The sequence below is a fragment of the Terrabacter carboxydivorans genome (assembly GCF_039532035.1).
Lineage (GTDB): Bacteria > Actinomycetota > Actinomycetes > Actinomycetales > Dermatophilaceae > Terrabacter > Terrabacter carboxydivorans.
Genome location: NZ_BAAARE010000005.1, coordinates 1 through 25,993, shown reverse-complemented (window position 1 = coordinate 25,993; position 25,993 = coordinate 1). Strand labels below are relative to the sequence as shown.

Below are 25,993 nucleotides of genomic sequence, written 5' to 3'. Positions count from 1 at the left end.
CGGTCACCCGACACGCCTCGCCCGCCACGCGGCATACGCCCTCGGGTGCCGCGAGCACGCCACGACGCCCCCGCGAGCGCGCATGCCGTGTCGCTCACGCCCAGCCCATCGTGCGTGGGTCAGGGGGAAGTCTCGGGTTGAGCAGGTGTGCGACGAGGGCGGTCCAGCCCGTCTGGTGCGTCGCCCCGAGGCCCTCCCCGGTGTCTCCGTCGAAGAACTCGGAGAACGTCGGGTGCTCCGACCACAGCGGGTCGGGCGAGGCCTCGATGCGCTTGCCGTCGGAGGGGCGTCGGCCGTCGACGGGACGGAAGAGCGCCGTGAGGCCACCGTCGATGACGTCGGCGGCCTCGTCGAGGGTGCGCCAGTCGCCGGAGCCGGTCGGGATCTCGATGCGGAAGTCGTCGCCGAAGTAGCGGCCGTAGGTGCGCAGCTTGTCGGCGAGCAGCACGTTGGTGGGGAACCAGACGGGCCCGCGCCAGTTGGAGTTGCCGCCGAACATGCCGGTGCGCGACTCGCCGGGCTCGTACTCGATCGAGACGGTCTCGCCGCCGAGCGTCGCCGTCACCGCCTGCCGCGTCGCCGCCGACAGCGAGCGGATGCCGTACGGCGAGAGGAACTCCTCGGAGTCGAACATCCGCTCGAGGATGCGGCGCAGCCGCTTCGGCGGCACGAGGGTCAGCAGCATCTTGCCGTCGTCGCGGGCCAGGAGCGGCTTGACGAGCTCGGGGCGGCGCTGTTGCAGCCACTGGAAGCGGCTCGTCACGTCGGGGCACTCGTCGACGACCCACGAGGGGATCTCGGTGGCGCCGAGGATCGGCAGCAGGCCGACCATCGAGCGCACCCGCATGTGCGGGGCGCGGCCGTCGGGCTGGACGAGGACGTCGTAGTAGAAGCCGTCCTCCTCGTGCCACAGGCTCTTGTCGCTCGAGCCGAAGTGGCGCATCGCCTGGGCGATGGACAGGAAGTGCTCGAGAAACTTCGTCGCCACGTCGTCCCAGGCCTTCTCGGTGCGGGCGAGCTCGAGCGCGATCTTCAGCATCTGCTGGCAGTAGAAGGCCATCCAGCTCGTCGCGTCGGACTGCTCCAGCCGGAAGCCCGGCGGCAGGGGAGCGGACCGGTTGAACAGCCCGATGTTGTCCATCCCGAGGAAGCCGCCCTCGAAGAGGTTGGAGCCGTTGGCGTCCTTGCGGTTGACCCACCACGCGAAGTTGAGCAGCAGCTTGGTGAAGACCCGGGTCAGGAACTCTCGGTCGCGGTAGCCGTCGATCCGGTAGACGTGCCACGCCGCCCACGCGTGCACCGGCGGGTTGACGTCGCCGAACTCCCACTCGTAGGCGGGCAGCTGGCCGTTGGGGGCCATGGCCCACTCGCGGCACATGAGGAGCAGCTGCTCCTTGGCGAACTCGGGGTCGACGTGGGCGAGCGGGATGGTGTGGAAGGCGAGGTCCCACGCGGCGAACCACGGGTACTCCCACTCGTCCGGCATCGAGATGACGTCGGCGAGCGCGAGGTGCTTCCAGTGCTCGTTGCGCCCGTGTCTGCGCGACTCGGCGACGGCGGGCCCCACCGGGTCACCCTCCATCCACTGGCGCACGTCGTAGCGGTAGAGCTGCTTGCCCCAGAGCAGCCCGGCATACGCCCGTCGGGCGACGTGCCGGTCCGCCTCGTCGAGGGAGGCGTCGATGACGTGGCCGTAGAACTCGTCGGCCTCGGCCGCGCGGGCGCCGAGCACCTCCTCGAACGGCTCGCCGAACCACTCGAGCGACGGGTCGCCCGGGGCGAGCCGCAGGTCGACGCTCACGGTCTCGCCGGGCTCGACGGAGTCCCAGCGGTACCAGAACGAGCACTTGCTGCCGTAGCCACCGGGGTTGACCGCGTGCCGGCGGCCGTGGACGACGCGCTGGTTGATCGAGTCCTTCGGGTAGAGCGAGTGCCCGGCGTGGGCCGCCTCGCCGAAGACGGCCCGGGCGTTGGTCTCGTTGTCGCAGAAGAGTGCCGTCGGCGCGCCGGACGCGGCGAGGACGTAGCGGCCGAGGAAGCCGTGGCTCACCTCGGCGGCCCGGTAGCCGCGGGGCGGCCGGCCGTTGCGGCGGATCTCGCGCAGCTCGGTGACGCGGTCGTCGACGCCCCAGCTCCACGTGTTGCGCAGCCACACGGTCGGCAGGACGTGCAGCGGTGCGGCGGCCGGGCCGTGGTTGGTCGCCGAGATGCGGATGCACATGTCGTCGGGGCCGGCCTTGGCATACGTCATCGTGACGTCGAAGAACTCGTTGGCGTCGAGGATGCCGGTGTCGCCGAGCTCGAACTCCCTCTCGTCACGGGTGCGCTCGCGGTTCTCGCGGCGCAGCTGCTCGTAGGGGAACTCGGCTTGCGGGTAGCGGTAGAGCCACTGCATCCACGAGTGGGTCGGCGTGCCGTCGAGGGCCCACCAGTACTCCTTGGCGTCCTCGCCGTGGTTGCCCTCCTCGTTGGTCAGCCCGAAGAGGCGCTCCTTGAGGATCGGGTCCCTGCCGTTCCACAGGGCCACCGAGAAGTTGAGGAAGCCGAACCGGTCGCTGATGCCGCCGAGCCCGTCCTCGCCCCACCGGTAGGCGCGCGAGACGGCCTGGTCGAAGGGGAACTCGGACCACGCGTTGCCCTCGGCCGAGTAGTCCTCGCGGACCGTGCCCCACTGCCGGCCCGAGAGGTAGGGCCCCCAGAGGCGCCACGGGGCGTCGTGGCCGGGGGAGTCGAGGAGCCGCGCGTGCTCAGCACCGAGCGGTTCACCCGGGGGGAGGGGGCTGTTCATGGGGACATGGTGCTGCATCGATGTGTCGACGTCGTTACGGGTCTTGACCTTCGACCCGGTCGAGGGCCCAGTCTTCTCCCCATGCCTGACCCCGCCCCGTCCGAGCCGGACCGCCTGCTGACCATCGGAGAGGTCGCCCGCCGCAGCGGGCTGACCGCGAGCGCCCTGCGCTTCTACGACCGTGAGGGCGTGCTCGTGCCCGCCGACGTCGACGCCCTGACGGGCTACCGGAGGTATGCCGTGTCGCAGGTCAGGGCGGCCCGTCTCCTCGCGTCGCTGCGCCGGGTCGGCATGCCGCTCGCCGAGGTCGCGCTCGTGCTCGACGAGGACGCCCGCGGTGCGTCGGGCGCTGCCGCCGACGTCGTCGCCGCGCACGAGCAGCGGCTCGTCGACGGTCTCGCCGACGCGCGGGCGGAGATCCGCCGCACTCTGGCCCTGCTCGCAGAGCGGGACGGCGCCGTCGGCGCGTCGCGGCGGGTCGGCGTGCGGGCCGGTGAGCTCGCAGCGGCGATCGGGGCGGTCCGCTTCGCGGTGGCACCGGGGGAGCCGGTCGCCGGTGCCCCCGGCGGCCCGGACCTCAGCGTGCTGACCGGGATGCTCGTCGAGGTGGGCGACGGCGAGGTGCGCTGTGTCGCCTCGGACCGCTACCGGCTCGCGGTCGGCTGGGCTCCGGTCGTGGGATCCCGGGTGATCGCCTCCTCGGTGCCGGTGGGCGACCGGCTCGCGGCCGTCGTCCCCGTGGACTGGGCCGACCGTGTCGCGGCCGCGTGCCGGGCCTGTGCTGCCGACACCGAGGTGGTGCTCGACGTGGACGCCGGCCAGCTCGGTGCGCGCGTGGGTGGCGAGCTGTTCGCGACCGCCGTGGTGCCGGGGTCGTTCCCGGACTACCGGGCGGTCGTCGGTGGCGGTCCCGACCGGGGCGCTGCCGACGCCGGAGGACTGCGGTCGCAGCTGCCGCTCGGGACGGAGTCGGTGGGCCTCGTCGTCCTGGACGGCCGCGTGCAGCTCGCCGCGCCGGACGACGCGGCCGTCGCCGACGTGCTCGTCGACCCGACGTTCCTCCACGAGGCGCTCGCCGTCGCCGGGGCCCGGCCGACCCTCGTGCTCGACGGCCCGCACCGGCCCCTCGCCATCCGCGGCGACGGCGCCGGCTTCTCCGTGCTCATGCCGGTGGCGCCGGACGGCCTGCGGCCGTGAGCGTGCTCGTCCACCTCTGCGGCGGGTGCACGCACCAGACCGCGTGGCACCAGGGCGGCAACGGCGGCTACACGCCGTGCCGGTGCTGCCGCGCCGGGACCGCTGACCCCGACCCCGCACCGACCCTGCTGCCGACGTTCAGCTCGCCACACGGCATTCGCGAGCCGTTGTGGGAGCCGGGCACCCAGCGCAACACGGGCACGACGCACGCGTCCCGCACGTGCGACTGCGCGCAGTGCCACGAGGCCGCCCAGGCGATATCGCGTCGAGAGCACCCCTCCGCGGCTCCTAGACTGGTGGGGTTGTCCGGCCGCTGACGTAGTGCGGCACCGATAGGAGGAATGCCGTGATCGTCGCCACCGGGATCGAGCTGCGTGCGGGAGCGCGCCTGCTCGTCGAGGACGCCAGCTTCAGGATCGACTCCGGCGACCGCATCGGCCTCGTCGGCCGCAACGGTGCCGGCAAGACGACCCTGACCAAGGTGCTCGCCGGCGAGGGCCAGCCCGCCGCGGGCACGGTGACCCGCACCGGTGCCGTCGGCTACCTCCCGCAGGACCCGCGCACCGGCGACCTCGAGATCCTCGCCCGCGACCGCATCCTGTCGGCGCGCGGCCTCGACACCATCGTCCGCGAGCGGTCCGAGGCCGAGACCCGGATGGGCAGCGACGACGAGAAGGTCCGCGACAAGGCGATGCGCAAGTACGCCCGGCTCGAGACCGAGTTCGAGGCGCAGGGCGGCTACGCCGCCGAGTCGGAGGCCGCCTCGATCGCGAGCGCGCTCGGCCTCGACGAGCGCATTCTCGGCCAACCGCTCAAGACGCTCTCCGGTGGTCAGCGCCGTAGGGTCGAGCTCTCGCGGATCCTCTTCTCCGGCAACGAGACCCTGCTCCTCGACGAGCCGACCAACCACCTCGACGCCGACTCGATCGTCTGGCTGAGGGAGTACCTCCGCGCCTACAAGGGCGGGCTCATCATCATCAGCCACGACGCCGAGATGCTCGACGCCGTCGTCAACAAGGTCTACCACCTCGACGCCAACCGCTCGGCGCTCGACGTCTACAACGTCAACTGGAAGACCTACCTCCAGTCGCGCGAGACCGACGAGAAGCGCCGCCGCCGCGAGCTGCAGAACGCCCAGAAGAAGGCCGGCGCCCTGCTCGCCCAGGCCGACAAGATGCGCGCCAAGGCCACCAAGGCGACGGCCGCCCAGAACATGGCCAAGCGAGCCGAGCGCCTCCTCGCCGGGGTCGAGGGCGAGCGGGTCCAGGACAAGGTCGCCAAGCTGCGCTTCCCCAAGCCGGCCGCCTGCGGCAAGACGCCGCTGCGCGCCTCCGGCCTGTCCCGCTCCTACGGCTCGCTCGAGGTCTTCACCGACGTCGACCTCGCCATCGACCGCGGCAGCAAGGTCGTCGTGCTCGGGCTCAACGGCGCCGGCAAGACGACCCTGCTGCGGATGCTCGCCGGCGTCGACACCCCCGACACGGGTGAGGTCGAGCCGGGCCACGGCCTGCGGCTCGGCTACTACGCCCAGGAGCACGAGAACCTCGACGTGACCCGCTCGGTCCTCGAGAACATGAAGTCGGCGGCGCCCGAGCTCGGCGAGACCGAGGTGCGCAAGGTGCTCGGCTCGTTCCTCTTCTCCGGTGACGACGTGCAGAAGCCGGCGGGCGTGCTGTCCGGTGGCGAGAAGACGCGGCTATCGCTGGCGCTGCTCGTCGTGTCGGCGGCCAACGTCCTGCTGCTCGACGAGCCCACCAACAACCTCGACCCGGCCTCGCGCGAGGAGATCCTCGGCGCGCTCAAGACCTACGAGGGTGCCGTGGTGCTCGTGACCCACGACGAGGGGGCCGTCGACGCGCTCGAGCCCGAGCGCATCCTGCTCCTGCCCGACGGCGTCGAGGACCTGTGGGGCCCCGACTACAAGGACCTCATCTCCCTCGCCTGAGCCCCGTGGAGCCGCCTCCGGGTGGGTACGTTGACGCCATGGCAGGCAGCAGGCCGCGGAGAAGCCGGCACGAGACCCGCTCGGGCGCGGGGGAGAACCGCCTGTGGCCCGCGCTCGCCGTCGTCGTCGCCGCCCTGGCGTATGCCGTCCTGCCCGACAGCCTGCTCGTGGGACCCCGCCTGGCCATCCCCGCCGTCGAGCTCGTGCTGCTCGGGGCGCTGCTCGTCACCAACCCCCGCCGCCTGGTCCGCCAGACCCGCTGGTCGCGTGGCACGTCGATCACGCTGGCCTGCCTCGTCATCGCCACCAACCTCGTCGCGCTCGCGATGCTCGTGCGCGCGCTGACCTCCGGCAAGCCGGACGGGATGCCCCTGCTGCTGGCCGGCATGCAGGTGTGGCTCACGAACGTCATCGGTTTCGGCCTGCTGTTCTGGGAGATCGACCGGGGTGGCCCGGTCGCGCGCCACACGGTCGCCCGCGACCGGATGCCGACGGCCGACTGGCGCTTCTCCCAGGACGAGAACCAGGACGCGGTGCTCGAGGTCTCGGCCACGTCGAGCGTGCGCAGCAACTGGCGCCCCGAGTTCATCGACTACCTCTACGTGTCGCTGACCAACTCGAGTGCCTTCAGCCCCACCGACACGATGCCCCTGACCGGGCGTGCCAAGGCGCTCATGGGCCTCGAGGCCACGGCGGCCCTGCTGACCTCGCTCCTCGTCGTCGCGCGCGCGATCGGCGCCCTGGGGCAGTGACGGAAGAGCACGGCATTCATAATCAAAGGTGTCTATCCACATAATGGAGGGTTATTGCTTTCAGGTGTCCCGGTCGGGACACTCGACGACATGCCCACCGACCACCACCTCAGCTGCCCGTTCTGCGCGGGCGACGACGTGACGCCGTTCCCCGACCCCACCTCCGCGTGGTCGTGCCTGGACTGTGCCCGGGTCTTCCGCGTCGAGCTGGTGCAGCCGGCCTCGGTCAGCGGGTGGGGCGTCCTGCGGGTCGTCCTGCCCACCCCGGCGGGAGTGTCGGCAGCCGCCTGAGTCCCACGGGACGACCCGGTGACCCGCGGGTAGCCTGCGGGCATGACGCATCCGCACCTCCTCGTCGAGACCGACGGGCCCGTCCGCACCCTCACGCTCGACCACCCGGAGAAGCGCAACGCGCAGACACCCTCCCTCTGGGCCGCGCTCGCCGAGGAGGCCCGGGCTGTCCCCGAGGACGTACGCGTCGTGATCCTCAAGGGGGCCGGTGACGCCTTCTCCGCCGGGATCGACACCGCCATGTTCACTCCCGAGGGGGTGCCGGGGGAGGAGAGCGTGGCCCAGCTCGCGGCCGGAGGGGCGGAGGATATCCAGCGCGGCATCGCGGCCTACCAGGAGGGCTTCACCGCGTGGGGCGAGTGTCCGGCCGTCGTCGTCGCACAGGTCCACGGCTACGCCATCGGCGCCGGCTTCCAGCTCGCCCTCGCCGCGGACCTCCGGGTGGCGGCGCTCGACGCGTGGTTCGCGATGCGTGAGACGAGCCTCGGGCTCGTGCCCGACCTCGCCGGCACCGGTCCGCTCGTCCACCTCGTCGGTTACGCCCGCGCCCTGGAGATCTGCGCGACGGGACGCAAGGTCTCGGCCCCGGAGGCGCAGAGCATCGGACTCGTGGGCTCCCTCGCACCGGCCGCGGACCTCGACGAGGCGACGGGCTCGCTCGTGGACGCCCTGCTCGCTGCGCCGGCCGCGGCGCTGCGCGCCCTCAAGCCGCTGCTGAGGGGCGCGGTCGACGCCGACCGGGGTGCCCAGCTCGCTCGCGAGCGTGAGGCCCAGACAGGTCTGCTCCAGACCATGCTGGGGCGCCCCGGCGACTGACCGGCCCGCGACGGCAGGGGTCTGCGGCAGGCGCACCCCCGGGTTCCCCAGGCCTCGGGGAATCGCTGTCGGTCCCTCGCGGTTGGATCAAGGGACTACAGGAGGTCTCACCTTGGGCATGCAGCCGTGGATGGCGATGCGATCGATGTCGCGCGACTCGTCAGTGGCCGAGCGGAGCCTGTCGCCGGGCACCCGGCGTCGGGTCCTCACCTATGCCCGGCCCTACCGCCGGGCCATCGTCACCTTCCTCGCGGTCGTGGTCCTCGACTCGGTGCTCGTGGTCACCGTGCCCCTGCTGCTCAAGAGCCTCGTCGACGACGGCGTCATCCCCAAGGACTCGTCGGTCGTCGTGCGTCTCTCGCTCGTGGTCGCCGCCATCGCCGTCGTCGACGCCGGCCTGACCGTCGTGTCGCGGTGGTACTCCTCGCGCATCGGCGAGGGCCTCATCAACGACCTGCGCACCCAGGTGTTCGGGCACGTGCTGCGTCAGCCCATCGCGTTCTTCACGCGAGCCCAGACCGGTTCGCTCGTCTCCCGCCTCAACAACGACGTCGTGGGGGCGCAGCAGGCGTTTACGTCGGTGCTGTCCAACGTGGTGTCCAACGTCGTCTCGGTCGTGCTCGTCGTCGGGGCGATGCTCGCCCTGTCCTGGCAGCTGACGCTCGGCTCGCTGCTGCTCGTCCCGCTGTTCCTCGTGCCGGCCAAGCTCATGGGCAAGCGGCTGGCGAGCCTGGCCCACCGCCAGATGACGCTCAACGCCGACATGGGCACCCGCATGACCGAGCGCTTCAACGTCGCCGGCGCGCTGCTCGTCAAGCTCTTCGGGCAGCCGGCCCGCGAGGAGGCCGAGTACGCCGAGCGTGCCGGCCGGGTGCGTGACATCGGCATCCAGATCGCGCTCAACCGCACCATCTTCATGGCGGCGCTGACGCTCGTCGCGGCGCTCGCGACGGCGATGGTCTACGGCTTCGGCGGTGTCATGGCCGTCAACGGCACGCTCTCGGTCGGCACCCTGCTCGCCCTCGCGGCGCTGCTGGCCCGGCTCTACGGACCGCTGACGTCGCTGTCCAACGTCCGCGTCGACATCATGACGGCGCTCATCTCCTTCGAGCGCGTCTTCGAGGTGCTCGACCTCCAGCCGCTCGTCAAGGAGCGGCCCGGCGCCGTCTCCCTCCCGGCCGGTCCGCTCGGGGTCGAGCTCGACCACGTGTCGTTCCGCTACCCCTCGGCCGACGAGGTCTCCCTGGCCTCCCTCGAGTCGGTGGCCTCAGGCGACCGGCGCGGCAGCGGTGTCGTGCTGCACGACATCACCGTCGACGCCCCGGCCGGGCACCTCGTCGCACTCGTCGGGCCGTCCGGGGCCGGCAAGACGACCCTCACCTCGCTCGTCTCGCGGCTCTACGACCCGAGCGAGGGCACGGTGCGCGTCGGCGGTCTCGACCTGCGCGACGTCACGATGACGTCCCTGCGCGACCGGGTCGGGGTCGTCACGCAGGAGGCGCACCTCTTCCACGACACGATCCGCGCCAACCTGCTCTACGCCCGGCCCGACGCGACGGACGCCGAGATCCACGCGGCCCTGCAGGCGGCGCAGATCAGCGACCTCGTCGCCGAGCTGCCCGAGGGCCTCGACACCGTGGTCGGCGACCGCGGCCACCGCCTCAGCGGCGGCGAGAAGCAGCGGCTCGCGATCGCCCGCCTGTTGCTCAAGGCACCCGACGTCGTCGTGCTCGACGAGGCGACCGCCCACCTCGACTCCGAGTCGGAGGTGAAGGTGCAGCGTGCCCTCGACGCCGCCCTCGAGGGCCGCACCTCCATCGTCATCGCGCACCGTCTCTCGACGATCCGTCAGGCCGACCTCATCGTCGTGCTCGAGCACGGTCGTGTCGTCGAGACCGGCCGCCACGCCGAGCTGCTCGCTGCCGGAGGGCTGTACGCCGACCTGCACGCGACCCAGTTCGACGAGAAGGCCGTCGAGCGCGCCGAGCGCCTGGACGACCGAGTGGTCGACGCGACGGACGAGGCCGACGAGGCCACGGAGGACAGCGAGCTGCTCGGACGCGTCTGAGCCGGAGCGGTCGACGACAGCGACACGTTCTGGGCAGCCCCTCGGGGGCTGTCAACGCGAGAGCTGCTGCAGCGCCCAGGTGTTGCCGTCCGGGTCGCTGAGGTGGGCGTACTTCACGCCGCCCATGTCCTGCACGGCCGAGACCTCGACGCCGTTGCCCACCACCATCGCGCGAGCCTGCTCGATGTCGTCCACGACGAGGTGCAGGTTCTGCACGCGGGGCGCATCGGGAGAGCTCATGCCGACCCCGATGACGATGGAGCAGCTCGACCCGGGAGGCGTCAGCTGCACGACCCGCATGCCGTTGCCGGGCTCCACGTCGTGGTCGAGGACGAAGCCCAGACCCTCGGTGTAGAAGGCCTTGCTCCGGTCGACGTCCGTCGTCGGCAGCGGGACGAGCTCCAGGCGCATGTCCATGCAGTGCTCCTCGTTGGGGGATGGGGCCTCCTTCCGGAGGCGTCCGGCCGCGGTGGCTGACGGGCAGCGACGCCGGACCCCGAGCCTCTCACCGTCGCTGCGTGGCACGCACCTCCAACGCGCCGAAGCGCCCTCGTGACGCCGGGGCGGCTGCGAGACTGGTCCTGTGACCAGGGCCGGTCGGCTCAGTGCGCTCGACTCGATCTTCCTGCCGATGGAGACGGCGGCGCAGTCCCTGCACGTCGGGTCCGTGCTCGTCCTCGAAGGTCCCTCACCGGACCCCCAGCAGCTCCGCGACCGGGTCGTCGCGAGGCTGTCTGCCGCTCCGGTCGCTCGCAGCAGGGTGATGCGCATGCCGCTCGACCTCGGCCGGCCCATCTGGGTCGACGCCGGTGAGCTGCGTCCTGAGGAGCACCTCCACCACGTCGTCCTCGAAGCCCCCGGAGGGGAGTCCGAGCTCAGCGCCGAGGTGGTCCGGATCATGGCGGCGTCCATGGACCCCCGCCGTCCGCTCTGGGAGCTGTGGCAGGTCGACGGCCTGTCGGCCGGGCGCTGGGCGGTCGTCCTCAAGGCGCACCACACGATGGTGGACGGACGCACCGGCGCCGACCTCGTCCGGCGGCTGCTCACCGAGTCCCCGGACGCCTCGGACGCCGGGACCGCCGGAGACGCCAGCGAGCCCGGAGACGTCGTGGACGCCGAGGACGCCCTCTCGCGTGACGCGGTGCAGGGCGCTCCCCACCGCGTCCCGTCGAGGACTGCGCTGCTGGCCGATCTCGCGTCCTGGCTCGTCCACCTGCCCGTTCGCGGTGTCCGTCTCCTCCTGCAGGTCGTCGCCAGGCCGGGCGAGACGCGGCGGCGGGCCGCCGAGCTGCGCCTCGGTCTGGCCCAGGTCCTGCGCCCCGACCTGCCTCCGTCGGTGCTCAGCGGACCGCTCTCCGCCAGACGGTCGTGGGGCTGGGTCGAGGCCGACCTGGCGCGGGCCGTGCAGGCCTCCCGGGCTGCGCACTGCACCGTCAACGACCTCTACCTCGCGGCCCTGGCCGGTGGCTACCGACGCTTCCTCCTCGGCCGGGGCGACGCGCTGACCGACGTGGGTCTGCGGGCGATCGTGCCCGTCTCGAACCGGTCGCTGCGCCGTCCCGCCCGGCTCGGCAACCTGGCCTCGGCACTCTTCGTCGAGCTCCCGGTCGACGTCCCGGAGACCGACGCCCGTCTGCGCCTGGTCGCTGCGCGGACCGCGGCCCAGAAGGCCGAGGGGGTGCCACGGGCCACAGCCGCCCTGCTGCGGGCGGCCGACCACATCCCGGCGCCGCTCTTCGCCTGGGGCGCGCGCCGCTACGGACGGGCGGGCCAGGGGCGCGTCAACGTCGTGGCCACCAACCTGCAGGGGCCGTCGACCGTCGGCTACCTCGCCGGGCGCCGGGTCCTGGCGATGCTGCCCTACGTGCCGACGGCGCAGGAGATCCGCTCCTGCACGGCGATGGTGTCGTATGCCGGTTGCCTGACGATCGCCGTCACCGCCGACGACGACGCGCTGCCCGACGCGGACCGCCTCGTCGAGGCCGTGGGTGGTGAGCTCGAGTGCCTGCTGGCGCCTCCGGTCGAGGCCGTGGCCTCCCGGCCGTGAGCAGGCTGCCGGGGGTGTGGCCGGCGGGCCCAGGAACCGCGGCTCGCCCCGCCGCTGCGGCTCAGGCGTCCTCCTCGTCCCAGATCCGCACCTTCTTGACCCGCGCCGGAGGGGCGTCCGGTCCGGCCGCCCGGACGGCAGCCGCCTCGCGACGGAGCGCGAAGACGATGAAGACGAGGCCACCCGGCATGAAGAGCCACCACTGGTAGGCGTACGCCTGGTGCGGTCCCAGGTCCTCCTCGGGCTTGGGCAGCAGGCGCAGGGGGTGGGCACCCGTGACGGCGGACGGCTGCTGGGCACCCAGGACGACGTAGGTGTCCACGGCGCTCAGCTCCGGCACCCGGGCCCGGGCGTCGGCGAGGCTGACGCTCGCGAGCTGCGGCGGCGGCAGGTCGCGGCCGAGGCTCACCTCGCCCGTGCGCAGCCAGCCCGTGACCTGGACCGGGCCCGACGGCGCCGGGTCGACGGGCGGGCTCGTCTCGGCATCCGCGGCGTTAGGTACCCAGCCCCGGTCGACGAGCAGCGTCAGGCCCTCCGTCTGCATCGGGGTCAGCACCTCGAAGCCCACGGTCGCGTCGATCGTCCGGTTGCGCACGAGCAGGTCGGTCCCCACGGCATACGTCCCCGTGAAGGACACCCGCGTCCACTGCTGCTCGGCGGGGAGCGGTGACTCGACGAGGGAGGGCTTCAGCGGGACCGGGGCCGCGCCGTAGTTCGTGGCGATGGCATCGACCTTGGTGCGCTGCTCGACGTGCCGGTGCCACTGCCACAGGCCGAGGTAGAAGCAGGCGACCCCGAAGAGGACCGCGACGAGGGTCCCGAGCAGCCAGCGCCGCGTCAACCAGAGTCGAACCACGCATCGACGGTACCCGCCTGCGCGGCGCACCCGGGCATCGGCCCGATGTGGACCTGCGGCAGCGAGCGAGCCCACCCTCGCAGCTCACACCTGGTAGATGTCCCCGAGGTGCACGGGCTGGAGTCCCCGGGCGCGGATGATCTCGACGAGCTGTCCGTACACCTTCGTCACGGGCAGGTGGTTGGCGTGCCCGATGACGATGTGGTCCGGCAGGAGCCACTGCTTCGCGTTGGCGACGATGGCCTGGGGCGTCACGACCGTCGAGTCGCCGAGGCTGCCGAGCCACATGGTCACGGCCGGGTAGCCGAGGTCGGCGAGCTGGGCGTCGAGACGCTGGTCGTGGTAGCCGTAGGGAGGCCGGAGGAAGGGCCGGCCCAACGTGCCGTAGGTGTTCTGGAGGAAGACCTCGTTGCGACGCACCTGGTCCGTGACCTCGGCGGACGACAGACGCAGCAGGTTCGGGTGCGACCAGGTGTGGTTGGCGATGAAGATCTGGTTGTCGTCGTGCAGCGGGCGCAGCAGGTCCGAGTGCGTCGTCCAGCCCGAGTTGACCCCGTTGCAGAAGAAGGTCAGGCGCAGGCCGGTGTCGCGAGCGAGCGTCGCGTAGCCCTCGATGACCTTCGAGCTGGTGCCGTCGTCGACCGTCAGCGCCACGGTCTTCGAGTCACCGGGCAGGCGGAAGAGCGTGCCGTGCGGGACGGGGACCCGCGTCAGCCCGCGGGGCGCGGCGAAACGTGGACCGGCGCCGAGGGCTCCTGACGACCCGGCACCGGTGGACGGCTGCGCGGCGGGCGGCGAATCGGTGCTGCAGGCAGCCAGGCCGGCGGCGACAGCCGCAGCGATGGAGGCGAGGAAGACACGGCGTTCCACGCCGGCGACGCTACGACGCGTTCGTGAGGATCCCCTGTGACCGCGCGCCGCGAAGGGCCGCCGCAAGGGTCGCCGGAAGGCTCGTGCGGTCGGCGGTCAGAACCCGGCCCCTGCAGTCACCCGTCCAGCCCCTCCCGCCCACCCGCGCCCCGCCACGGGCTCGACGAGGAGGACGGCGACGGTCGCCAGCGCGATGGTGGCGACCACTGCTGATGACGGGGCGGCGTACGCCCCGGCCACGGCGGCGCCGACCGCAACGAGCGGTCGCACGAGGGTGAACGGACCGAGGACGAGCGCCATCGCCACGTACTTCTGCCTCCAGCCCAGGACGGCATACGCGCCGAGGGCGAGCAGGACGACCACCGCGTACGGGACGAGCACGATGAGCATGACCTCGCCGGCGACGGCGTACGTCTCGACGGGGGTTCCGGCCCCCACCACGTCGACGGCGAAGACCGAGCAGGCAGGCAGGCAGAGGAGCACCGTGCGGACACCCAGGAGCGTGGCTCTCCGGTCGAGTGCCGCGTGGTCGACCAGCCCGGTCCGGCCGAGCGCGGATCGGAACCCGCTGCAGGCTCCGTCCACGAGGGCGAGCGCGGCGAGGGCCGTCAGCACGAGGGCCGTCACGAGAGCGTCCCGACGATGGGGCGCAGCACGTCGAGCGCGCGCGGGTACCAGCGTGGCCCCTCGAGGACCGTCGGGGCGTAGCCGGCCGCGGCGGCGCGGGCGGCAGCCAGGAGGGTCTGAGCCGAGTGGGCCCGTCGTGCCGACAGGACGCCGTCGTGGCGCGAGACGGGCTCGCGCATGCGAGCCTGGTGGAAGAGCCAGGCGCCAACCGTCGACCACATGCAGGGGGCGATGTCCCAGTGCGCGAACCCGGCCACGCCCAGTCGAGCCTGGACCGTGAACAGCTCGGTCAGGTCCGCTTCGCCGAGATGGTGCAGGAGGCCGGTGGAGATGACGATGGTCCGCGCGGGATCGGTGATGGCGATGCCCGGTGCGAACGCGTCGCCGGTCACGAACTCACAGTCGAGGCTCTCGAGCCTGGCGAGGCGGCGGGCCTCGTCGATCAGGACCGGGTTCAGGTCCACCCCGACGAGCTCGACGTCGGGGGAGAAGTGCCGGTGGGCGGCCACCGCGCGGACGACGTGACCGGTGCCGCATCCGACGTCGACGACGCGCACGGGACCTGTGCCGGAGGCCTGGAGGAGACGGAGCGGCCCCTCCAGCAACGCGGCCACGCGGCGGTCCATCTGCAGCTCCTCGCCCAACCTCTGCAGCTCGTGATGGACCCGCACCGCCAGCGCGTCGAGATACGCCTCGTCGACGCAACCGTCCCGGCTGGGCATCCGGGCGAGAATGCGCGCGGCGCCGTGCTGACCGCGGTCCGACAGGAGGGACACCGCCTCCGCCTGGACGACGGGCAGCCGCGCACCCGCTTCATCCAACGGCCACAGCAGATCGGTGATCTCGAGTTCCCCTGACCGCATGAGCACAGTCAACAGAGTCGGGCGGCGCTGCCGGTGCATTTGCTGCCGTGGACACGGAGTCGGTTCCAAACGTTCGGAGCACGACAGGGGCAGGTGCGAGTGTGCGACGGCTCCGTGACCGACTCTGTGCTCGTGACGGAGGGGAAGCAGTTGGACGTCCGCCGGCACGACGATGTGCGTCTGCATGGTGGTGCTGAACCGGTGGCGCTGCCTGCGGGCTGTGGGGAGGTCGCGCGATGACTCGGCCGCTGCCGGCTATCGGCGCTTGCCCTCCTGGAAGAGGCTGATCGCCTTGTCGATGCGTCGCTGCCGCGTGTCGGGGGACTTCGCCGCGTTGATGGTGTCCACGTGGTAGCGCTGAAGGCTGTTGGACAGCGCGTCGAAGAACTGGCGGGTCCCCTCGTGCTCGTCCAGAGCGGCTGCCAGGTCCGCAGGCACCTCGACGGTGCGCGGAGAGTCTGCGACCGTCAGGGTCACCCGGATCGCATCACCGGCCGCCAGTCCGGTTGCCGCGCGTATGGCCGAGCTGACACCGATGAGGTGCTGGCCTCCCATGACGGCCACGGTGCTGCGGTACTCATGGCCGTTCACGTCCACCAGCACCGGAGGACGCCTGCCGGCGCCCAGCTGCTCGATGACGCTGTCCGGCACCACGATGCCGGTGTTGTTGCCGCTAGCGGTCAACGTGGTCTCAAAGGTCGCGCTCTTGGGCCCAGCAGTGGTCATCACTTGCTCCTTCGACGGCAGGAGGACAAGGCCACGGTGGGTCACCGGCCGCCCGGCCACGCGGTTCTGCTCTGGGCCCGCGGCATCGGGCGTCCGGATCGACCTGTCGACCGGAAGACACGCCGTGGTGCGTATGCGGCGCTCGACTCGTCGGGGTGAGGTCCTGCGGTTCGGTCGACTCGTGCGGTTCGGTCGCGTGCTGCAGCTGCCCTGGTGTACCCGTTGCCAGGCGGTCAGCGGGGAGCGCTGGACTCGATGGCGGCCTGCTCGCACATGGTCCCCGTCTGGTTGTCCTTGAACAGCGCGGTCACGTCCGTGCCCTGTTTGCTCGCGACGGCGCCCAGCAGACGGCACATGGCCTGGATCTCCTGCGTGGTGGCCAGTCCGGAGGTGTCGGTCATGGGTTGGTTGTTTGCGGCGTTGTCGGCGGCGTCCCGCGCGCTGCTGGCTGCCGAGCACGAGGCGAACATGGTGATGAGCAGCATGATGATGACCCCGGTCGACAGCCGCGCCGGGTTCGGGTTCCGCGAGGACTCAGGGCTGCTGGCCGGCGGGTTCGATGGTGTGGTCATGGCGTCTCCAAGGGTGGTGGTGGCCGCGGCACGGGGGCGCTCAGGCGTCACAGTAGGCGTCGGCGAGCGCCAGTGGCGGCATGCGCCGGCGATTCCACGTCAGCGTTTTGCGTCCTGACACGGTCGTGATGCGGCGGCATCGTCTGCAGTGCGCCATGATCGGGCCATGCGACTGGGGAGCACGACGGCCCGGCCGCGCGTCGAGTCCGCTGAGCCCACACTGGTCCTCGTGCACGGGCGCCGAACGTCTGCGGCCGACTACGACGGGGTCACGTGGAACCTCACGCTCTTCCCTCCGGGCGCCTCCCTCGCCATCCGGCGCACGTCCGGCCGTCCGGTCAGCGCCCCCAGCGCCCTGGACCTGCGCCAAGACCCGCTGAAGACCCTTGACGAGGAGGTTGCCGAGCTCGGTCAGCTGATCGTCACAGCGCTGAACGGCCCTCCGCCACCTGGCGGCCCACACCCCGCGCCGTGAGCCTGCCGCGGCGGCACGGGCAGGCATCGTCGGACGAGCGGCAGGGAGGGACGTCCCCGTGACTCGATGCCACCTCGACAGCTCGACGGGTCCCGTGGGGAGCCCACTCGAGGGGTCGTCTGCGGCATACGCGCGTGTCGGAATGTTCGGGATGTGATGCCCCGACGCTCGAGTACGGCACCATGAGCGTCGAGCGCCGGTGGGCGCCGGTCGGCCAGGCTACGAAGGAGATCAGCCGGATGGGAAAGCAGCTGGACGGACGACCCCCTCTGCAACGCGCCCTCGACGCGGCGGCGGGTCTTCGAGCGGGTTCGTGGGAGAGCGTCGAGGCGTTGGCGCTGCTGGCGATCGAAGCCGGTGCCAGAGGACTCTCCGAGAGCGCTGCGCTCTAGGAGGCCGCTCACGCTGAGGCAGCGGGGACCAAGGCTGGTTCGTATGAGAGCGTCCGGGCGCTCGCGTGTCTCACTCGCGCCGATCGCGAGCTCGCCTCCGTCAGTAGCTGACCGTCCTCGGGGTGGAGCCCCTTCGCGGCGCAGAATGACGTTCAGTGCGACAGGGTCCGGTGTTGCCACCGTGCCCCTGGTGAGCGCGCCGTCGCCGTGGCCGGGTCCGAGTCGTCACGGGGCCTTCGGGTTCAGCGCGGCGGCAGTGAGCCCTCGACCCGCCCAGGATCGTCAAGGACCGTTCGGGCGTACGCGGCCATCCGGGGCTCGGAGCCGAACCGCTGGGAGCACGCACTGGTGCAGGCGGTGAGCACCGTGCTCGCCGCCGAGAGGGCGTGTCGCAGCTCGACGGCGTCGAGTCCGGCCACCGTGTCCTCGATGCCCGGCGGCAGGTCATCGGGGCTGTCGTCGAGGACCTGTGGCAGCCCGTGCTGTGGATACGACGTGCCCTGCGCGGCAGCCCGCACCTGCCAGATGAAGGCTCGCGCCTCGTGCAACCGGCCATGCGCCTCCCACAGCGACCCTCGCCGCAGGTACTTGTCGGCGTCGAGCAAGGCACGCCATCCGCGGAACACCCACTCGTGGACCTGCTCGGCCGACACCGCGTACGCGGATCGCTGCGCGTGCACCGGCGAAGGCGTGACGCCGGCCCGGTAGACCGGGACGAAGTCCGGCGCGGCATCACCGCGGCGCACGTCCTCCTCGGCGATCACGGCAAGGTCCAGCTGCAGCCGGTCCGCGTACTGGACGAAGACGCGCCGGATCACGAAGTCGTCCGAGGTGGAGCCGTCCCGCAGCACGTCGACGACGTCACCGGCCTCACCGAACGAGGCGACGAGCGCGGTCTCCACGCGCTCGACCACGTCTCGTCCGGGGCGCCCGGTCGGAGACACGACACCGATCGCCGCGTCGACGTCGGACAGCTCGTCGGCGACCCCGCGACCGATCGAACAGCCCACGGACAGCGACGACACGTCCGCTCGGCTGGAGCACCACGCCGCGAGCCACTCGATCGCGCTCCGCTGCCGCGCAGGCACACGTACGTCAGAAAGAACCTCGTCCACAGTGGTCATCGTCCCAACTCCTCGCCGGTCGTGTCCGGCGGGCCGGGCCGGGTCCACGCGCGACCGGCCTAGAGTGGAGCGCATGACCCGCCTTCCCGACCCGAGCGTCCGACCGGCAGGCCTGGCCGACCAGTTCGGCCGGCGGGCCCGCGACCTCCGGGTCTCGGTCACCGACCGCTGCAACCTTCGCTGCACCTACTGCATGCCGGCCGAAGGTCTGCCGTGGATGCCCAAGGCCGAGATGCTGACGGACGAGGAGATGCTACGGATCATCGGCCTCTTCGTCCGCGACGGCATCACCCAGGTGCGCCTCACCGGGGGCGAGCCTCTGCTTCGTCGCTCCCTGGTCGACCTCGTCGCCGGCATCGCCGCCCTGGAGCCGCGACCGCGGATCGCCATGACGACGAACGGCGTCGGCCTCGAGCGCGTCGCCATCGGCCTCAAGGAGGCCGGGCTCGACCGCGTCAACGTCAGCCTCGACACCATCGACTCCGACACCTTCACGCAGCTGACCCGACGTGACCGGCTCGCCGACGTGGAGGCGGGCCTCAAGGCCGCGGCCGACGCCGGCCTGACTCCCGTCAAGGTCAACGCCGTCGCGATGCGCGGCATCAACGACGACTCGGTCGCCGACGTCCTCGCGTGGTGCCTCGAGCGCGGCTACGAGCTGCGGTTCATCGAGCAGATGCCGCTCGACGCGCAGCACGCCTGGGACCGCAGCCAGATGATCTCCGCCGACGAGATCCGCGAGCGCCTCTCGCAGCGTTGGGAGCTGACCCCGCTGCCCGCGGCCGACCGCGGCAGCGCCCCGGCCGAGCGATTCCTCGTCGACGGCGGACCCCAGACGGTCGGCATCATCGCGAGCGTCAGCTCCCCGTTCTGCGCCGCGTGCGACCGCACCCGCCTCACCGCCGACGGGCAGGTGCGCAACTGCCTGTTCTCGACGACCGAGACCGACCTGCGCGGCCCGCTGCGCGAGGGCGCGACCGACGACGAGCTGCTCGGCCTCATGCGGGGCGAGATGTGGCGCAAGCGGCGCGGGCACGGCATCGGCGACCCCGACTTCGTCCAGCCCGACCGCCCGATGTCCGCCATCGGCGGCTGAGAGCGGCGGCCGCGGGCCCACGCCGCCCCGGCGCGGATCGGGTCGCCCGCGACTGGTTTGATGAGGCCATGGACCCCGTGGTGCGTGTCTCTGGTGGCTCTGTCCGTGGCGTGAACCGGGACGGCGTCAACGCCTTCCTCGGGATGCCGTATGCCGCACCGGCAGTGGGAGCGGACCGCTACCGGGCCCCCCAGCCCGTCGTCCCCTGGACGGGGGAGCGCCCTGCGACCGAGCACGGCCCGACGGCGGCGCAGTCGGCCTACCCCGCGCCGATGGACACCGTGCTGCCGAGCTCCGTCTCGCCCGGGGACGACTACCTCAACGTCAGCGTGTGGGCCCCCGAGGGGGCGAGCGGGCTGCCGGTCATGGTCTGGATCCACGGGGGTGCCTTCGTGCGCGGCGCCAACTCCGTCCCCACCTACGACGGCGCGGCCTTCGCGCGCGACGGCGTCGTGGTCGTCGGCATCAACTACCGACTCGGGGTGCCGGGCTTCGCGGTGCTCGACGGCGCCCCGACCAACCTGGGGCTGCGTGACCAGGTCGCCGCCCTGGAGTGGGTCCGGGACAACGCGGCCGCCTTCGGGGGACGTCCCGACGACGTCACGATCTTCGGTGAGTCGGCCGGCGGCATGAGCGTCGCCGCTCTCATGGCCTCGCCTGCCGCCCGCGGGCTGTTCCACCGGGCTGCGATCCAGAGCGGCGGCGGCACGGCCGTCTGCACGCTCGAGGACGCGCGCCGCGTCAGCGCCGAGATCGCCGCGCACCTCGGCGTGCCCGCGACCGCCGAGGCGTTCGCCGCGCTCGACCCCGAGGCCGTGGTGGCCGCGCAGTCCGCGGTGGGCCTGGCCATCCAGTCCGACCCCGACCCGAAGCGCTGGGGTGCGTCGGTGCTGCGCGGCGGTCTCGGGATCATGAGCCTCTTCCCGGTCATCGACGGCGACATCGTTCCGGGGGTGCCCGAGGACCTCGTCCGCGCGGGCTCGGCAGCCGGCATACCCCTGCTCATCGGCACCACGCGGGAGGAGTTCCGGCTCTTCCTCGTGCCCACCGGCGTCGCCGCCGGCGTCACCGCGCAGGTCCTGCCGCTCCTCGCCCAGCGCTACGGCTGGCCCGAGCACGCCGTCGAGACGTATGCCGCGAACCGGCCGGCCGCAGCACCCGGCCACGTGGCGTCTGCGATCCTCACCGACGCCGGCTTCCGGGCGCCCGCGGCCCGTCTCGCGGCCGCCCAGCACGCTGCCGGTGGCCCGGTCCAGGTCTACGAGTTCGGCTGGCAGACGCCCGTCGCCGGTCTGGGCGCCTGTCATGCCCTCGAGCTGGGCTTCGTCTTCGACATGCTCGACGGTGCGAGAGCCATGGTGGGCGACGCCGCTCCGGCCGCTCTCGCGACGCAGATGCATCGGGCCTGGGTCCGCTTCGGCAGCACCGGCGACGCCGGGTGGCCGGCGTGGACGCCCGAGCGGCCCACGGTCATGACCTTCGACGTCGAGTCCTCGGTCGTCGAGGGGCCTCGGGCGGACGAGCTCGCGCTCTGGGGCTGAGGTCAGGCCCAGTGCCGTGGGCGAGCCGCGCCGGCCGCGAAGGCAGGCTCAGCCGTCGGTGTCGGCCAGCTGCCCGACGGGGACGACCTCGATGAGGAAGCCGCGCAGGGCCACGAAGTCGGCGAGGGACTTCTGGTGGTCGTTGCAGGCCAGCCAGACCTTCCGCCGATCGGCGGTGTGGAGCTTGGGGTTGTTCCAGACGACCGCGTGCACGGCGGCTGCCCGGCACCCCTTGGCGCTGCACACGTGGTCGAGGTCGGTGCCGCCCTGCGGTGCGGCCGAGAGCGGCCCGCTCACCGCTCGAGGCGCTGCGTGTCGTCCCGCGGCACGACCGACTGGATGCTGCCGGGCTGACGGGGGCTCACGGCATTCGCGAGGACGACGGCGACGTAGGGGATGAAGACGGCGGCGACGACGGCGGTCCACCGCACCCAGCCCGAGGTGACGAAGACGAGGCCGAAGCACGCGACGCGGATGCCCATCATCGTGAGGTAGCGCCGGACGCGCTGGTCCTGGTCGTCCGTGGATGACGTCGAGGCCGAGGTGACGGTGTGCACCACGGGGTCGTTCTTGGCTCTTGGCACCCATCAACCATAAGCCTGTCCGAGCCGCGTGCCGCCGTGCTGTCTACCCTTCGGTAGTCCGTTAGGTTTCGGGGCAGGGCAGCGACCCGGAAGCGACCCGGCCACGGCCGGACGGATGGAGGAACGCACTGTGTCAACGACCGAGGCGCGCAACGTACTCGTGACCGGAGGCAACCGCGGCATCGGCCTGGCGATCGCCCGGGCCTTCGCCGACGCCGGCGACAACGTGGTCATCACGTACCGCTCGGGAGAGCCGCCGGAGGGCCTGCAGGGCGTCACCTGCGAGGTGACCGACTCGGCCTCCGTCGACGCCGCCTTCACGGCTGCCGAGGAGATCTTCGGCGGTCCCGTCGAGGTGCTCGTGGCCAACGCCGGCATCACCCGCGACACGCTCCTGATGCGCATGAGCGACGACGAGTTCGACTCCGTCATCGACACCAACCTGGCCGGCGCCTTCCGGTGCGCCCGTCGCGCCGCGACCGGCATGATCCGCAAGCGCCGGGGCCGCATCGTGCTCATCAGCAGCGTCGTCGGGCTCTACGGGTCCCCGGGACAGGCCAACTACGCCGCGTCCAAGTCGGGCCTCGTCGGCCTCGCCCGCTCCATCTCGCGCGAGCTCGGCGGCCGCGGCATCACGGCCAACGTCGTGGCCCCCGGCTTCATCGACACCGAGATGACCGCCGTCCTCCCGGACGAGCAGAAGAAGGCCTACCTCGCCAACATCCCGGCGGGCCGTTTCGCCACCCCCGAGGAGGTCGCGTCGGTCGTGCGCTTCGTCGCGAGCGACGACGCCGCCTACATCACGGGCGCAGTGATCCCCGTCGACGGCGGCCTCGGCATGGGGCACTGACCCCACCCACGGCATACCAACGTATGCCGCGTAACCCCTTGTGCAGCAAGCCTCCCCACCCACTCGAGAAAGTCGCAGGCATGGGAATCCTCGAAGGCAAGAAGCTCCTCATCACCGGTGTCCTCATGGACAGCTCGATCGCGTTCCACGTGGCGAAGATCGCCCAGCAGGAGGGCGCGACCGTCGTGCTGACCTCCTTCGGCCGGACGATGAAGATCACCCAGACCATCGCCAAGCGGCTGCCCGAGACGCCTGTCGTGATCGAGCTGGACGTGTCCGACCAGGAGCACCTCGACACCCTCGCCGACCGCCTGCGGGAGCACGTCGACGGGCTCGACGGCGTCCTGCACTCGATCGGTTTCGCGCCGCAGGGGGCCTTCAACTTCCTCGAGGGCACGTGGGAGGACGTCTCGACGGCCCTGCAGATCTCCGCCTACAGCCTCAAGTCCCTGGCCGTGGCGACCCTGCCCCTGATGACCGAGGGCGGCAGCGTCGTCGGGCTGACCTTCGACGCCAAGTTCGCCTGGCCGGTCTACGACTGGATGGGCGTCGCCAAGGCGGCCTTCGAGTCGACCAACCGCTACCTCGCGCGCGACCTCGGGCCGAAGGACGTGCGCTGCAACCTCGTCGCCGCCGGTCCGATCCGCACGACCGCGGCGAAGTCGATCCCCGGCTTCGAGCAGTTCGAGAAGGTCTGGGACGACCGCGCCCCGCTCGGCTGGGACGTCAACGACCCGGTACCCGCGGCCAAGGCCTGCGCGGCCCTGCTGTCGGACTGGTTCCCTGCCACGACAGGGGAGATCGTCCACGTCGACGGCGGCGTACACGCCATGGGGCAGTGACGTCGCAGGGCCTCCGCCGCTCTCGCTAGAGTCCTCCCCATGCCTCACGCCGGGACCGAGTCCAGCCCCCTGACGCCGACCGACCCGGCTGACGCCACGGCCCCCGTGGCCCAGGTACGGGTCGACGAGGTGAGGGTGCTCGACGGGCCCAACCTCTACTTCGCGCGCCCGACGATCAAGGTCATTCTGCACGTCCCCGGCTACCTCGACCTCAAGCGCACCGACGCCGAGGCCCTGGCCCGCAGGCTGGGCATGCGGTCGGCGCGCCCCGGCAAGCGCGGCACGGCGCTGCGCCAGCGTTTCGTCATGCGGGTCATCCGCACGGTCACCCGTCGGGTGGGCACCGAGATCGGGGCCGGACGCCTGGGCGTACGCGTTCGGGCCGGTCAGACCGTCGAGGACGTCGTGCTGGCCTTCCCCTGGGTGCACCGCACCCGCGGCCGGGTGGCGGGGGAGCAGCTCGGCGCCGTCATGGCAGGTCTGCTCGACCCGTCCCGGCGCGCCGACGAGGTCATCGAGGCGGCTGCTGCCGTCATCCTCGCGGCGCCGGACGGTCCGGGCCCCAGCGTCATCACGCCGACGGTGCCCGTCGCGTCCGTCACCGGCACCAACGGCAAGACGACGACGACCCGGCTCATGGCCCACATGTGCATGAGCGCCGGTCTGACGACGGCGTGGAGCTCGACCGACGGCGTCGTCGTCATGGGCGAGACCAAGGAGGAGGGCGACTTCTCCGGGCCTGCCGGAGCTCGCGGGGTCCTCGAGACGCCGGGCCTCGACATCGGCATCCTCGAGACCGCCCGCGGCGGCATGCTGCTCAAGGGCATGGGCGTCACGGCCAACGACGTCAGCGTCGTCACCAACGTCAGCGCCGACCACCTCGGGCTGCAGGGCATCGACACCCTCGACCAGCTCGCCGAGGTCAAGGCCATCGTCACGACGGTCACCAAGCCCCAGGGCTGGGTCGTGCTCAACGGCGACGACCCGCGCGTGTGGGCCATGCGCTTCGGCATCAAGGCCAAGCCGTGGGCCTTCAGCCTCGACCCGGCATCACCCGCGCTGTGGGAGTCGATCAACTCCGGCGGCCGCGGCATCACCGTCCTCGACGGCGAGATCGTCGTGCTCTCGCCCAACGGCGACCCCGACCGGCTCGTCAAGATCGTCGACGTCCCCATGACCCTGAGCGGCCTGTCGCACAACAACATCGCCAACGCCCTGACCGGCGCGGCCGCTGCGCTCGGCCTCGGTGTGCCCCGCTCGGCGGTCGTCGAGGGACTGCGCACCTTCGCGCCCGACCCGGAGCACAACTGGGGACGCCTCAACACCTACTCGCTGCCCCTCGCGAGTGGCGGCAAGGCCACGGTCATCATGGACATGGCCCACAACGAGGCCGGGCTCGAGGCGCTGCTCGAGGTCTCGCGCGGACTGGCCGCCCCCGGCGGCGCCGTCCGGCTCGGCCTCGGCTGCGCCGGTGACCGCGCCGACGAGGCCATCGTCGCGATGGGAGAGATCGCCGGACGGGGCGCCGAGGAGGTCGCCCTCAAGGTCGCCGAGCACTACCTGCGCGGTCGCGAGGCCGACGACCTGCTCGCGCTGTTCCGCGAGGGGCTCGCCAAGGTCGGCGTCCTCGACGTGCCCGGCTACGGCACTGAGCTCGAGGCCCTCGAGGCCCTCGTGCCGCACGCGCTCGAGGGCGACGTCATCGCCCTGATGTGCCACGCGGAGCGGACGCAGGTGGACGCCTGGATCCGCGACCACGGCGGCAAGGTCGACGACGCCCGGGCGATCCGCCGCAAGGTCGTCGCCGCACGCGGAGAGCACGAGCTCGAGGCGGAGATCGCGGCGCTGTGGGAGACCACCGACGAGGCAGCCCGGCTCGGGGCCGCCCAGCAGCTCGTCGACGACCACCCCGGTGATGCCCGGCTCGTCTTCGAGCTGGCCGGCGCCAAGGACGCCATGGGCGACGAGCAGGGCGCCATCGGCCTCTACGAGGAGGCCCTTGCGGGCGGCCTTCGCGAGCCGCACCGGCACCGCGCCCAGCTCCAGCTCGCCTCGAGCCTGCGCGTCGTGGGACGCGCCGCCGAGGCCCAGGCCCTCCTCGCCGACGTGCTGGAGGCCCGGCCGCACAACACCGCCGCGCTGATGCTGCGCGCCCTGGTGCAGGCCGACCTCGGTCAGGAGCGTCAGGCGGTCGCCGACCTCATCAGAGGCACGCTCGAGGCAACGACCGACGTCGACACCCAGGCCTACCGTCGCGCCCTGCGGGCCTACGCCGACGAGCTCGCACCCGCCGCCGACTGACGTCGATCCCCCCCGGGCTGAGCTGGCGCGCTGGCGCATCGGGGTCGGGGCGCGCGAGTCTCGCCGGGGCCGAGTTGGCGCGCTGGCGCACTGGGGTGAACCGCTCCGGGTTTAGTGGAGGCTGGGTTGTGCCGACTCGGCGGTGTCCGTGTCGGTGTTCTGACGGTAGTAATGCTCCTCGTACTCGGCCGGGGGAACGTCGCCGCACCAGGAGTGCAGCCGGTTGTGGTTGTACCAGTCGACAGTTAAGTCCCCGATAGTGGTGTAGCGCGGTCGCCGAGTTCGTCCCGGTCGTGGACGTAGGAGCGGCCACCGCGTGATCCTTCGAGTTCACCTTCCACAGATCTCTCGAACGGAATCATCACGATGA

27 protein-coding genes are annotated in these 25,993 nt (G+C 72.0%); 16 read left to right on the top strand and 11 right to left on the bottom strand.

Going from position 1 to position 25,993, the window contains the following annotated elements; all coding sequences use genetic code 11:
- Positions 1-94 precede the first annotated feature (94 nt).
- Positions 95-2,788 carry an MGH1-like glycoside hydrolase domain-containing protein gene (locus ABD297_RS06630; protein ID WP_344254047.1) on the bottom strand — a complete coding sequence of 898 codons (2,694 nt, stop codon included), beginning with the start codon at positions 2,786-2,788 and terminating at the stop codon, positions 95-97.
- A gap of 81 nt (positions 2,789-2,869) precedes the next feature.
- On the opposite strand from ABD297_RS06630, the gene ABD297_RS06625 reads away from it, so the two are divergent.
- The 7 genes from ABD297_RS06625 (at position 2,870) to ABD297_RS06595 (ending at position 9,857) form a co-directional block, all read left to right on the top strand.
- Positions 2,870-3,985 (top strand): DNA polymerase III subunit beta family protein, encoded by a 1,116-nt coding sequence (locus ABD297_RS06625; RefSeq protein WP_344254046.1) that lies wholly within the window; start codon positions 2,870-2,872, stop codon positions 3,983-3,985.
- Positions 3,982-4,302, top strand: coding sequence for a hypothetical protein (locus ABD297_RS06620; protein ID WP_344254045.1), 321 nt, complete (start codon positions 3,982-3,984; stop codon positions 4,300-4,302). Before ABD297_RS06625 ends, ABD297_RS06620 begins: the two co-directional genes overlap by 4 nt.
- 29 nt (positions 4,303-4,331) lie before the next feature.
- Positions 4,332-5,930 carry an ABC-F family ATP-binding cassette domain-containing protein gene (locus tag ABD297_RS06615; RefSeq protein WP_344254044.1) on the top strand — a complete coding sequence of 533 codons (1,599 nt, stop codon included), beginning with the start codon at positions 4,332-4,334 and terminating at the stop codon, positions 5,928-5,930.
- Between the two features lie 38 nt (positions 5,931-5,968).
- Positions 5,969-6,682: a hypothetical protein gene (locus ABD297_RS06610; protein WP_344254042.1), complete on the top strand. Its 714-nt coding sequence runs from the start codon at positions 5,969-5,971 to the stop codon at positions 6,680-6,682.
- A 90-nt stretch (positions 6,683-6,772) separates the two neighbouring features.
- On the top strand, positions 6,773-6,973 hold the full coding sequence (locus ABD297_RS06605) for a hypothetical protein (RefSeq protein ID WP_344254041.1): 201 nt from the start codon (positions 6,773-6,775) through the stop codon (positions 6,971-6,973).
- Positions 6,974-7,015: 42 nt separating this feature from the next.
- On the top strand, positions 7,016-7,789 hold the full coding sequence (locus ABD297_RS06600) for an enoyl-CoA hydratase/isomerase family protein (protein ID WP_344254040.1): 774 nt from the start codon (positions 7,016-7,018) through the stop codon (positions 7,787-7,789).
- Between the two features lie 130 nt (positions 7,790-7,919).
- Positions 7,920-9,857 carry an ABC transporter ATP-binding protein gene (locus ABD297_RS06595; protein ID WP_344254039.1) on the top strand — a complete coding sequence of 646 codons (1,938 nt, stop codon included), beginning with the start codon at positions 7,920-7,922 and terminating at the stop codon, positions 9,855-9,857.
- A 51-nt stretch (positions 9,858-9,908) separates the two neighbouring features.
- On the opposite strand, the gene ABD297_RS06590 is transcribed toward ABD297_RS06595, so the two are convergent.
- Entirely contained in the window at positions 9,909-10,274 is a 366-nt protein-coding gene (locus ABD297_RS06590; RefSeq protein WP_344254038.1) for a VOC family protein, read from the bottom strand.
- 166 nt (positions 10,275-10,440) lie between these two features.
- On the opposite strand from ABD297_RS06590, the gene ABD297_RS06585 reads away from it, so the two are divergent.
- The gene (locus ABD297_RS06585; protein WP_344254037.1) at positions 10,441-11,904 is read left to right on the top strand and encodes a wax ester/triacylglycerol synthase family O-acyltransferase; all 1,464 of its coding nucleotides are present in this window, start codon (positions 10,441-10,443) and stop codon (positions 11,902-11,904) included.
- A 61-nt stretch (positions 11,905-11,965) separates the two neighbouring features.
- On the opposite strand, the gene ABD297_RS06580 is transcribed toward ABD297_RS06585, so the two are convergent.
- The 6 genes from ABD297_RS06580 to ABD297_RS06555 form a co-directional block, all read right to left on the bottom strand.
- Positions 11,966-12,760: an SURF1 family cytochrome oxidase biogenesis protein gene (locus tag ABD297_RS06580; protein ID WP_344254036.1), complete on the bottom strand. Its 795-nt coding sequence runs from the start codon at positions 12,758-12,760 to the stop codon at positions 11,966-11,968.
- An 84-nt stretch (positions 12,761-12,844) separates the two neighbouring features.
- Positions 12,845-13,630 (bottom strand): polysaccharide deacetylase family protein, encoded by a 786-nt coding sequence (locus ABD297_RS06575; RefSeq protein WP_344254035.1) that lies wholly within the window; start codon positions 13,628-13,630, stop codon positions 12,845-12,847.
- Between the two features lie 96 nt (positions 13,631-13,726).
- Complete coding sequence (locus ABD297_RS06570) at positions 13,727-14,257, bottom strand: hypothetical protein (RefSeq protein WP_344254034.1); 531 nt, start codon at positions 14,255-14,257, stop codon at positions 13,727-13,729.
- Positions 14,254-15,120, bottom strand: a complete 867-nt coding sequence (locus ABD297_RS06565) for a class I SAM-dependent methyltransferase (RefSeq protein ID WP_344254033.1) — start codon at positions 15,118-15,120, stop codon at positions 14,254-14,256. Before ABD297_RS06565 ends, ABD297_RS06570 begins: the two co-directional genes overlap by 4 nt.
- Before the next feature lie 255 nt (positions 15,121-15,375).
- A complete protein-coding gene (locus tag ABD297_RS06560) occupies positions 15,376-15,906 on the bottom strand; it encodes a YdeI/OmpD-associated family protein (RefSeq protein WP_344254032.1) in 531 nt (176 codons plus the stop codon).
- A gap of 173 nt (positions 15,907-16,079) precedes the next feature.
- Complete coding sequence (locus ABD297_RS06555; RefSeq protein WP_344254031.1) at positions 16,080-16,247, bottom strand: hypothetical protein; 168 nt, start codon at positions 16,245-16,247, stop codon at positions 16,080-16,082.
- On the opposite strand from ABD297_RS06555, the gene ABD297_RS06550 reads away from it, so the two are divergent.
- The 3 genes from ABD297_RS06550 (at position 16,246) to ABD297_RS06540 (ending at position 17,285) form a co-directional block, all read left to right on the top strand.
- Positions 16,246-16,536, top strand: a complete 291-nt coding sequence (locus ABD297_RS06550) for a hypothetical protein (RefSeq protein WP_344254030.1) — start codon at positions 16,246-16,248, stop codon at positions 16,534-16,536. The two genes, ABD297_RS06555 and ABD297_RS06550, sit on opposite strands and share 2 nt — an antisense overlap.
- A gap of 48 nt (positions 16,537-16,584) precedes the next feature.
- Positions 16,585-16,893 carry a hypothetical protein gene (locus ABD297_RS06545; RefSeq protein WP_344254029.1) on the top strand — a complete coding sequence of 103 codons (309 nt, stop codon included), beginning with the start codon at positions 16,585-16,587 and terminating at the stop codon, positions 16,891-16,893.
- Between the two features lie 182 nt (positions 16,894-17,075).
- Positions 17,076-17,285, top strand: coding sequence for a hypothetical protein (locus ABD297_RS06540; protein WP_344254028.1), 210 nt, complete (start codon positions 17,076-17,078; stop codon positions 17,283-17,285).
- Between the two features lie 242 nt (positions 17,286-17,527).
- Here the strand turns inward: ABD297_RS06540 and ABD297_RS06535 are convergent, their stop codons facing one another.
- A complete protein-coding gene (locus ABD297_RS06535; RefSeq protein ID WP_344254027.1) occupies positions 17,528-18,409 on the bottom strand; it encodes a hypothetical protein in 882 nt (293 codons plus the stop codon).
- A 73-nt stretch (positions 18,410-18,482) separates the two neighbouring features.
- Between ABD297_RS06535 and moaA the strand changes: the two genes are divergently transcribed.
- Positions 18,483-19,505: a GTP 3',8-cyclase MoaA gene (gene moaA, locus ABD297_RS06530; RefSeq protein WP_344254026.1), complete on the top strand. Its 1,023-nt coding sequence runs from the start codon at positions 18,483-18,485 to the stop codon at positions 19,503-19,505.
- A gap of 68 nt (positions 19,506-19,573) precedes the next feature.
- Entirely contained in the window at positions 19,574-21,046 is a 1,473-nt protein-coding gene (locus ABD297_RS06525; RefSeq protein ID WP_344254025.1) for a carboxylesterase/lipase family protein, read from the top strand.
- Between the two features lie 48 nt (positions 21,047-21,094).
- Here ABD297_RS06525 and ABD297_RS06520 read toward each other — a convergent pair whose 3' ends face one another.
- Complete coding sequence (locus tag ABD297_RS06520) at positions 21,095-21,343, bottom strand: hypothetical protein (protein ID WP_344254024.1); 249 nt, start codon at positions 21,341-21,343, stop codon at positions 21,095-21,097.
- A complete protein-coding gene (locus tag ABD297_RS06515; protein WP_344254023.1) occupies positions 21,340-21,630 on the bottom strand; it encodes a DUF3099 domain-containing protein in 291 nt (96 codons plus the stop codon). Before ABD297_RS06515 ends, ABD297_RS06520 begins: the two co-directional genes overlap by 4 nt.
- Before the next feature lie 115 nt (positions 21,631-21,745).
- Between ABD297_RS06515 and fabG the strand changes: the two genes are divergently transcribed.
- The 3 genes from fabG (at position 21,746) to ABD297_RS06500 (ending at position 25,623) form a co-directional block, all read left to right on the top strand.
- Positions 21,746-22,480, top strand: coding sequence for a beta-ketoacyl-ACP reductase (fabG, locus tag ABD297_RS06510; RefSeq protein ID WP_425581139.1), 735 nt, complete (start codon positions 21,746-21,748; stop codon positions 22,478-22,480).
- An 80-nt stretch (positions 22,481-22,560) separates the two neighbouring features.
- On the top strand, positions 22,561-23,322 hold the full coding sequence (fabI, locus tag ABD297_RS06505) for an enoyl-ACP reductase FabI (RefSeq protein ID WP_344254021.1): 762 nt from the start codon (positions 22,561-22,563) through the stop codon (positions 23,320-23,322).
- A gap of 39 nt (positions 23,323-23,361) precedes the next feature.
- Positions 23,362-25,623 carry a tetratricopeptide repeat protein gene (locus ABD297_RS06500; protein WP_344254020.1) on the top strand — a complete coding sequence of 754 codons (2,262 nt, stop codon included), beginning with the start codon at positions 23,362-23,364 and terminating at the stop codon, positions 25,621-25,623.
- Positions 25,624-25,993 lie beyond the last annotated feature (370 nt).